The organism is Microcoleus sp. LAD1_D5 (assembly GCF_036702115.1).
In the GTDB taxonomy this organism is placed as follows: domain Bacteria; phylum Cyanobacteriota; class Cyanobacteriia; order Cyanobacteriales; family Microcoleaceae; genus Microcoleus.
On record NZ_JAUBSA010000133.1, the window covers coordinates 1 to 7337 of the forward strand.

General features: G+C 38.4%; 4 protein-coding genes and 6 pseudogenes. 5 read left to right on the forward strand and 5 right to left on the reverse strand.

Annotation, left to right across the window (positions count from 1 at the left end; all coding sequences use genetic code 11):
• Positions 1-113: 113 nt before the first annotated feature.
• A pseudogene (locus tag QUA70_RS27475) lies at positions 114-869 on the forward strand (IS1 family transposase).
• A 152-nt stretch (positions 870-1021) separates the two neighbouring features.
• Here QUA70_RS27475 and QUA70_RS27480 read toward each other — a convergent pair.
• From QUA70_RS27480 to QUA70_RS27495, 4 genes and pseudogenes are all read right to left on the reverse strand, one after another.
• Positions 1022-2009, reverse strand: a pseudogene (locus QUA70_RS27480) (IS1634 family transposase); the annotation flags it as partial.
• A gap of 81 nt (positions 2010-2090) precedes the next feature.
• Positions 2091-3120, reverse strand: a pseudogene (locus QUA70_RS27485) (ISKra4 family transposase).
• Positions 3121-3195: 75 nt separating this feature from the next.
• A complete protein-coding gene (locus tag QUA70_RS27490; protein WP_333350962.1) occupies positions 3196-3498 on the reverse strand; it encodes a hypothetical protein in 303 nt (100 codons plus the stop codon).
• 8 nt (positions 3499-3506) lie between these two features.
• A complete protein-coding gene (locus QUA70_RS27495) occupies positions 3507-3716 on the reverse strand; it encodes a hypothetical protein (protein WP_333410755.1) in 210 nt (69 codons plus the stop codon).
• 182 nt (positions 3717-3898) lie between these two features.
• Here QUA70_RS27495 and QUA70_RS27500 point away from each other — a divergent pair.
• The 4 genes and pseudogenes from QUA70_RS27500 to QUA70_RS27510 all read left to right on the forward strand — a co-directional run.
• Positions 3899-4075: pseudogene (locus QUA70_RS27500) on the forward strand (ISKra4 family transposase); the annotation flags it as partial.
• A gap of 367 nt (positions 4076-4442) precedes the next feature.
• Positions 4443-6122, forward strand: coding sequence for an IS1634 family transposase (locus QUA70_RS27505; RefSeq protein ID WP_333350960.1), 1680 nt, complete (start codon positions 4443-4445; stop codon positions 6120-6122).
• Positions 6123-6370: 248 nt separating this feature from the next.
• Positions 6371-6628: a hypothetical protein gene (locus QUA70_RS28705; RefSeq protein WP_445301499.1), complete on the forward strand. Its 258-nt coding sequence runs from the start codon at positions 6371-6373 to the stop codon at positions 6626-6628.
• Positions 6541-7078, forward strand: a pseudogene (locus QUA70_RS27510) (hypothetical protein); the annotation flags it as partial. The gene QUA70_RS28705 and the pseudogene QUA70_RS27510, both read left to right, overlap by 88 nt.
• A 34-nt stretch (positions 7079-7112) precedes the next feature.
• Here QUA70_RS27510 and QUA70_RS27515 read toward each other — a convergent pair.
• Positions 7113-7337 (reverse strand): annotated as a pseudogene (locus QUA70_RS27515) (IS1634 family transposase); the annotation flags it as partial.

Genomic DNA, 7337 nt, shown 5'->3' on the forward strand with positions numbered 1-7337 from the left:
ATTAATAATTAAATGGGGTCGCAAAATCAAAAATAAGGGCAATGCTTGTATCACAGTTTAAATGTGCAACAGCTTATGCCAATCTTTTGAGGAGTCTCATGATGAAACCCTATCTGATTTGTCCCACTTGTGGTTCGGACGATGTGATGAAAAATGGTATGACTCGTCGCGGAAAACAAAACCATAAATGTCGTGACTGTGGTCGCCAGGAAAGTCGAAAATCCTAAGTGGCAACCCCAAAACACCGACACCGGGCGCAAAAATTGAGTTGCTTCTCCTTGAACGGATTTCTCTTGCTGGCATTGCCCGAGTCATGGGTGTTTCCTCTCTTCTGGCTTCAAAATTATGTAAACCACTTGTACACTGCCGTAGAACCCAAGCCTACAGTTATTCCAAAAAAAGTCGGAAAACACACCGTCCAAATGGATGAACTATGGTCTTTTGTAGACAACAAAGGGAATAAACAATGGGTTTGGTTAGCGATGGATGCCAAGACTCGGGAAGTGATCGGATGTCATATTGGAGACCGTTCCTTAAAGTCTGCTCTTGCATTATGGGATTCCCTACCGAGTGTCTATCGGCAATGTGCCAAGATTTATACCGATCATTGGGAGGCATATGCTGCGGTTTTACCGACTAAACGGCATCAGCCTGTGGGGAAAGAAAGCGGATTGACGAGTTACATTGAACGATTAAATAATACTCTCAGGCAGCGAATTTCCCGATTAGTCAGGAAGACATTATCGTTTTCTAAGAAGTTGGAGAATCATCATGGTGCTATTTGGAATTTTATTCATGACTACAATCACCAAATCCGATTAGCAATGCTGAAGACTCAACCGCCTCAATTTTCTCCATCCTTTACATAAAAGCACTACCAATTGACTTTTTCTCATATATTCATGTTGCTATTTTATCCTGAATACTCATATTTTGAAGCAAGAAAACTTATGCCAAAAGCAAATTGTCTTGACTAATTAATGAAAATTATTCACAAATATCTACAGCTCGATCTCAATCGTTATTCACTTGAAAATATTAAATAGTATTGACAGCAATACTCTCCTAAATGCCGCAAGATATCTTGGTGCTCTTGGGTTAAATTGCTGACCTGATTCCAGCCATTTATCGTCACTAAATGCACCGCCTGAAACATCTAAAATATCCAGCGCATTGTTGGCTTATCGGTCAATTTTTTTTACCTGATTCTTCACTTGCTTATTGGTAGCTTCTAATTGTTGTCTCAATTTCCTTTGCGCTAGGTTATACACTAACAAACACAGTCCCATTATCATTCCGATTGCTTCAACTCGCTCCGGCTTTTTCACGAATACGCTGGCAGTAAAAAATAACGGATCTTTGATAAATCTAAATCCTCTCTCATTACTTTGCTGCGCTTTGTATTCCGATAATACCTGTGAATTGCTCAGTGCTTTAGTATCTAAGATATTTGTGGCTAATATAAATCTCCCAGCTTTGACTTTTTCCGCTTCGATTGCTGAAATTAGGGGTTCTATTTCACCCGTTACTTGATAGACTCTTGTCTGTGTCTTGCTCGATTCTTTGAGCTTTCTTTTTGTTGTTTTAACTGGTTTTTCTTGGGATTTAATTTCTGTTATTTGGTGATATTTCCATGAGTCTGATAACTTTTTTATTGCAATTTCTGCATCGGCAATACAAGCAAACTTTTGTATGGATAGCTTACGCAGTGAGGCTTTGGCTGATTCTAACTGTTTCTCTACTTGCTTGACTATTTTTTTAAAATCTGCTTGTTTTCTGATTTCACTTTCTCTGACTAGCCATCTTTGCTTGATGTTGGCATACTCACTGGTTCTGGTTGCTATTTTATAGCCTTTTATTTGAGAGTCTTCCCAGTCACTATCTTCAATGTTGCAGATTTTATTTTGAGCTGATTTGATGCTTAATGGCACTCTGGTTATCCATTTCATTTCTGCCATTGCTGACAAATTTTCCGCTGTGTATAAGGCACTATCTGCTACACAGATTCCGTGGGAGCGTGTCACTTTTGCGATGAGTCTTTATACTTAAACATTTCTTTGCTTACCAATTAAGCCATTTAAGTAAGCACATCAATGAGCCAATACCTGCCCAATATGTTCTGATTTCCAACTTGCTCCAGATATTTTAATTCGTCTAGCTATTTGCTTAATTCCTGATTCTACTGCGCCAGAGCCAATTGAACATATTTCATCTCTTTGGAAAGCTTCGTAATTAATAATTCTTTCTTTGTGCTTTTCTAAATATTTGCAAAAATTAACTGCTGTTTTTCTCTTTAACTCTGTAAATAGTGCTTTTGCACTTTTTACATTTCCTTTCCATAAATATGTTTCTGCTTGCTTTAATCGCTTACTTGAACCGCCTACTTTCTGAAGATTTTCATTCAAATGATACCAGTCCAGAATTTCCCTTCTGTCCTGTTTACAACTAATTTCCTTGAATATATTCCATACACCATCATGTCCATCACCGTCTGACAATTTACTGGTTTTGCTAGTGGCTGTTGATTTGCCCAATTAACGATCATCTCATTTTGGTCGAAACTGGCTACTATGCCTGCTTCCGACACAATTGCTTTATAATCTTTCCACTCGGATTTTTATCCGAGTGGTGTAATTAATCGTGCTTTTCCACCGTCTACACTTAACTCGGCAATATCTGCTGTTGCAATGGGCTGCTCAAATTTTTGATAATGTACTAATCTTTGTTGTGTCTTCGCTGGAACCGTAATCCCTGTTATATATTCAATATCTTTGGCTGCATTTTGATAGGCAACATTAGCACTCAGTCTTAAACAACAGTTTTCTAAATGTGGACTCAATCTACTCCCACTCCCACACCCTAGTTTATCTGCTTGCTTTTGGGTGATGCTTAAATCACCTAATGTACTTTTTAATCTCTTTACCCTTCCTGCTTTTGTCCCGCTCGCTGAGTAGATAAAAAAATTCCGATCTGCGGTGTCACATGAGTTAACACCTTATCTTTAACCGTGATCTCGATATCTTCTAATGTTTTCAACGATTTCGGGTCACAATCAGCATACAGGATTGCCGAAATAGCCTCTACATATGTTTGAATCGCCTGTTGTTGTTCGGGAGTCATCGTTCAATCGCCACTAATTAAGACATCATTATTTTCGCCGATTTTGCCAACAATAGCTCAAAACCTTTGCCCTACTTATTGTGAGTATTTATACTTATCGCAAAAGTGACACGCTCCCCACTTTCCCTCCATCCACATGGTTTCTTTAATTGGGGTGAATGCTACTGGTTCGACCCACTCTTGGTTTTCTACCAATCTATGTAAACTGGTATGACCTATCTTGATTCCCGTCTGTACTTCAATTTCTTGAGATGCCGTGGAATAGGATAACAGGGCTACTTGTGGCAGACAGCATTTCTCAAAAAAAGGGGCCAAGCGAGTCGATTTTTTGAGATTTAATTTTTCTGCTTGTTTTTCGGTAATTTTTAACTCACCCACACAGCTTTTTACTGTTCGGGGGCCTCCTTTGTCTGTTCCCGTGGTTTCTTTGATAAAAAAAAAGCAACTTCGGGTCCCACTATCTCTATCCATTGTTTTCTCAAGTGCCCTTCTATTGTTTCCAGACTATCTAATGCCTCGGGGGGAGTGTTTCTGTATAAAATTTTGGCGATTTCAGCAGTATGAGCTTGTAAGCGTGCTTGTTCGTCAGGCGTCATGTTTAGTCTCTCAAAATTATTTATTGACTATTGTAACTCTTGAGACACTCTATTCTTCAGTTCCTCTAAAATGGCTGATTGACTCTAAAACATATTTTTGGAGGAAGCTAAGTGTTGGCTTTTCCCAAAAGCAGCGCATTTTATCATACTTTTGTATACTTGCAAAATCGGGATGCTCCCGTTTAAGACTGAGTGCTAATGTTGCCTATCAAAATGCAGCCAAAGATATTGAATATATAACAGGGATTACGGTTCCAGCGAAGACACAACAAAGATTAGTACATTATCAAAAATTTGAGCAGCCCATTGCAACAGCAGATATTGCCGAGTTAAGTGTAGACGGTGGAAAAGCACGATTAATTACACCACTCGGATAAAAATCCGAGTGGAAAGATTATAACCCACATTCCGCACCCCAAACTGGCACATAGTCGGATTGAGGGGGTAAAAGTGAATCACCCGAGACAATGGTGAGTAAAAATACTCAATAATTTTGGTGACACTCCAATCATGAGGGCTGAAAATTCCTGACAAGAGAAGTGAAGGCATGAGTTAAATCTGATACGAGTTAAAATGGCGAGCGGTAGAAAACGAAGTTTATGGCGTATTCGTAACCTGATTGATGACGAAAATGCGTTAATTGCGCTCGCAACCATAGCCAATAATCACCAAAAACAGTGTAAACTAGCAATCGCGATAAACGCTTAAATCAGGATTCAGCAGCCCATGCAGAAAGCATCCCAGATAAAAGTAGAAAACCTAGATCATCTGGGCTTGATAGCCGGTCTAGTTGATGAAATAGGAATTTTTGAAAAAATCAATGAATTAGTAGGCGAACAACCGGGTGAGATAGTCAGTCCCGGCCTGGTAGTTAAAGCCATGATCATCAATGGATTAGGGATGGTTTCCGCCCCATTATACTTATTTTCTAAATTTTTTGAAGGGAAAGCAACAGAACATTTACTTGGAGCAGGGATTCAAGCATCACATTTAAATGATGACCGCTTAGGAAGAGTATTAGATAAATTATATTTAGCAGGAATTACAGAAATATTTACAACCATTGCCCTGTCAGCAGCTCAAAAATTCGAGCTAAATACCGACACATCTCACCTCGACTCAAGTTCATTTCATCTACATGGCAAATATGAACAAGAATTGCCATCAGTATCTTTTGCTAAAACAGAAATGGATAGCAATCAGTTAGATAATTCATCAATCAACCATCAAACATCCCCAATACCAATTCAAATTACCTACGGCTACTCTCGTGACCATCGTCCCGACTTAAAACAATTTATTTTAGACCTAATTTGTAGTGGAGATGGAGATGTGCCACTATTTTTACGAGTAGCTTCAGGAAACGAATCAGATAATTCCATATTCGCCTCAATCTGTCAAGACTTTAAAAAAAAAATAAATCTCGACAGTTTAATGGTAGCTGACAGTGCATTATATACCGCTCCCAATTTAGAAATGTTAACCAATTTAAGATGGTTAACTCGTGTACCACTAAGCCTGAAACAAGCGCAGCAACTGGTGTCTCAGCTAAATGAATCAGAATTCACTGAAAGTTCAATAACGGGATATCGTTGGTCAGAACACAAAAGTAATTATGGTGGAATTGCACAAAGATGGTTAGTAGTAGAGAGCAGTTTGCGTCGTGATGCCGACCAACGTAAATTAGAAAAAAAACTCAAAAAAGCTGAAATTGAGGGTCAGAAAAAGTTGCGAGAGTTATCCAATATTGAATTTGCTTGTGACACCGATGCCTTGTCAGCAGCACGTCGTTTATTTACAGAACTAAAATATCATAATTTAACCCAAATTAGTAGCAGACAATCGACAGCAAAATCCGATGCTAATTCGACCAGTTCTGACATTTCTAGCTCTAAGCTAATATTTAAAGTTCAGGCACAACTAGAATTAGATGCTAGTGCGGTAGCCAAAGCAACCAAAGCTAGTGGCAGATTTATCTTAGCTAGTAATGTGCTGGATGTTTCACAATTAAATCCTGATGAAATGATTGTAAAATATAAGGAACAGCAGTCGGCAGAGAGAGGGTTTGGGTTTTTGAAAGACCCCTTGTTTTTTACGGATAGCGTGTTTCTCAAGTCGCCGGAAAGAATAGAGGCTTTAACTTTGGTAATGGGTTTGTGTTTGTTGATTTATACTTTAGGTCAAAGGTTACTCCGGCAAAACTTGCAACTCACTAATAAAACCGTAAAAAATCAGTTGGGCAAAGGAACCAATCGACCTACTTTGCGCTGGATATTCCAAAGGTTTCAATCGATTCATGCCGTGTGTATTCAAGGAATTCAGCAAGTTTCTAATTTGACATCAGAACGGTTAGCCATCTTAAATTTATTTCCAGTCACCTGTCGGTCTTATTATTTTTTGTTGTGAAAAGAAGTCGATTATTGATTGGTAAAACTGACTTACATTTAAATAATTGTTGATTCAGCACTGATGTATTATTGTCATAATGCGGGCGATATCTGCTGGGAATTAATAGTTATTAATGGTCTGATTTTTGACTTTTAATGGGTTAAGAAGATTGAATTAATGCCCTCATGTCAATTTTTAGGAATTCCTAACTGAGTGATGCGAGCGTTGCACAGATTTTTGGGTGTTTTTACTCACTATTATCTCGGATGATTCACTTTTATCCCCTCCATCTGCCTATGTGCCAGTTGGGGGTGCGGAATGTGGGTTATAAAGCAATTGTGTCGGAAGCAGGCATAGTAGCCAGTTTCGACCAAAATGAGATGATCGTTAATTGGGCAAATCAACAGCCACTAGCAAAACCAGTAAATTGTCAGACGGTGATGGACATGATGGTGTATGGAATATATTCAAGGAAATTAGTTGTAAACAGGACAGAAGGGAAATTCTGGACTGGTATCATTTGAATGAAAATCTTCAGAAAGTAGGCGGTTCAAGTATAGCGTTTCTCAGATAAATGAGGTATACAGAAACCCTGTATTGTCAAGCTTTCCAGGTCAAAATTCGTACCTCACCTTTTTGAGAAAGGCTATAAGCGATTAAAGCAAGCAGAAACATATTTATGGAAAGGAAATGTAAAAAGTGCAAAAGCACTATTTACAGAGTTAAAGAGAAAAACAGCAGTTAATTTTTGCAAATATTTAGAAAAGCACAAAGAAAGAATTATTAATTACGAAGCTTTCCAAAGAGATGAAATATGTTCAATTGGCTCTGGCGCAGTAGAATCAGGAATTAAGCAAATAGCTAGACGAATTAAAATATCTGGAGCAAGTTGGAAATCAGAACATATTGGACAGGTATTGGCTCATCGATGTGCTTACTTAAATGACTTAATTGGTAAGCGAAGAAATAGTTGAGTATAAATACTTATCACAAAAGTGGCACGCTCCCGATTCCGTCAAATGTCCACTGATTTTTAAACTCTTTCAATCTTGACACAAAGACACTTTTATCGTCGGCGTTTCCGTCATCTATTTTGAGATATAATGGTACGTCTCCATCTCCACTTACGATCGTATCAATGATAAATTGTTTGAGGTCCGGTCTTCGATCTCTTGAATAGCCATGAACGATTTTTATGGTTTTCATGGAAGATTCTGTATCTTCAGATTCTGC

What these genes read in the sequence shown, in the direction of transcription:
- QUA70_RS28705 (WP_445301499.1), top strand. Translation starts at nt 6,371, where the DNA reads ATGATTCACTTTTATCCCCTCCATCTGCCTATGTGCCAGTTGGGGGTG.
- QUA70_RS27505 (WP_333350960.1), top strand. Translation starts at nt 4,443, where the DNA reads ATGCAGAAAGCATCCCAGATAAAAGTAGAAAACCTAGATCATCTGGGC.
- QUA70_RS27495 (WP_333410755.1), bottom strand. Translation starts at nt 3,716, where the DNA reads ATGACGCCTGACGAACAAGCACGCTTACAAGCTCATACTGCTGAAATC.